This window comes from Acinetobacter sp. YH12211 (assembly GCF_013418015.1).
In the GTDB taxonomy this organism is placed as follows: domain Bacteria; phylum Pseudomonadota; class Gammaproteobacteria; order Pseudomonadales; family Moraxellaceae; genus Acinetobacter; species Acinetobacter towneri.
Genome location: NZ_VPCW01000064.1, coordinates 1 through 1635, shown reverse-complemented (window position 1 = coordinate 1635; position 1635 = coordinate 1). Strand labels below are relative to the sequence as shown.

General features: G+C 43.4%; 1 protein-coding gene and 1 pseudogene. One reads left to right on the top strand and one right to left on the bottom strand.

The genetic code is table 11. The features are described from left to right. Positions 1 to 108: 108 nt before the first annotated feature. Positions 109 to 336, top strand: a pseudogene (locus FTU98_RS13795) (transposase domain-containing protein); the annotation flags it as partial. A gap of 266 nt (positions 337 to 602) precedes the next feature. On the opposite strand, the gene map reads toward FTU98_RS13795, so the two are convergent. Next, positions 603 to 1397 carry a type I methionyl aminopeptidase gene (gene map / locus FTU98_RS13790; protein ID WP_004976729.1) on the bottom strand — a complete coding sequence of 265 codons (795 nt, stop codon included), beginning with the start codon at positions 1395 to 1397 and terminating at the stop codon, positions 603 to 605. Positions 1398 to 1635: the final 238 nt, after the last annotated feature.

The window sequence follows — 1635 nt, the reverse complement described above, 5'->3', positions numbered from 1 at the left end:
ATAACCGGGTGCCGAATGGCGCCTTAGCAGAGGCTTGAGCCGTGTGCTGGGAAACTCGCATGCACGGTTCTTAGGGGGTTGGACGTAGGTAACTGCGTCTGACTACCCGACAATCAGATGCGTCCCTTGGCGTTGGGGCGCAAGAACTGGCTGTTTGCAGGTTCGCTGCGCAGTGGTCAGCGAGCGGCAAACATCATGACGTTAATCCAGTCAGCAAAGCTGAATGGCTTGGATCCGTATGCCTATTTAAGTGATGTGCTGAAAAGGTTACCGACACATAAAGTGACCCAGATTGAAGAGTTACTGCCACACTGCTGGAAACCTAAATCGAATTAAAATTGGTATGGGATTCAGCGGACGCTTACAACCATTCGTTAGCACATAGGATCTTTTGATTTCAGATACGAAACAGCAAAAAAAAAAGCTTATCTAAGACAGATAAGCTTTGAAAACTACAATCTAAAATAAGAAAGCTAAAACAAAGAAACTACAGCAAGTATCTTTGACTTCAATTATAGCGATTGTTCATTTTTTAACAAATAGTTTAAAACTAAAGTCTAAGATGTTTTATCTATCAGTCTTAACCTGAAAGCATTCGTGCATTAAATTTCAGGATAACTCCCCGTACCTTCTGGCCACGGCGATAACACTTCAAAGCCTGTATCAGTCACAGCAACCATGTGTTCCCATTGTGCAGAAAGTGATTTATCTGTCGTCACCACCGTCCAGCCATCTTTCAGTTCTTTCACACGCGCTTTGCCCGCATTCACCATTGGCTCAATGGTAAATACCATGCCTTTTTTAAGCACCAAGCCTTGTCCAGGCTGACCATAATGCAGCACACTTGGTTGTTCGTGATACACCTGCCCAATACCATGTCCGCAATATTCACGCACAATGCTAAACCCTTCACGATGCGCCACACTTTGAATGGCATAGCCAATATCGCCCAAAGTCGCGCCCGGTTTCACCGCATGAATCCCTGCGCGCATCGCCTCATAAGTGGTATCGACCAGTTTTTTCGCTTCTGGTTTCACCTGACCCACATAGTACATACGACTGGTATCACCATAAAAACCATCTTTAATCACTGCCACATCAATATTAATAATGTCGCCATCTTTTAAAATGGTTTTGGATGATGGAATACCATGACAGACCACTTCATTGGGTGAAATACAGGTGGTTTTGGTATAACCGTGATAGCCCACATTGGCAGGAATGACTTTTAAGGTATTTACAATATAATCGTGACACAAATCATCTAAGTATTCTGTCGTGACTCCGGGTTTGACATGCTCGCCAATCATCTGCAACACCTGAGCAGCCAAACGCCCCGAAATGCGTAATTTCTCAATATCTTGCTCTGATTTAATGCTGACTTTAAGGGCGCGCATGATGAACTCCTGACCTGAAGCCTGAGATTATAGCCGTTATTTAAAACCTACTCAAACCTACTCAATGTGGGTTTGATGTTTAATTCCTACTTCACCATCAAGAACCTAAAACATTTGCTTTAGGGATTACCTCAATTCCATAGGCTGTCACGGTGTAACTCACCGCCTTAATCACCACTTATGCAGTGATTAAATCTTTATCCGCATATCGCAGGATATTAATTGATGCATTAACATC

Bases quoted from the DNA above. Each gene is read 5' to 3' on its own strand.
- map (WP_004976729.1), bottom strand. From the start codon at position 1,397: ATGCGCGCCCTTAAAGTCAGCATTAAATCAGAGCAAGATATTGAGAAA.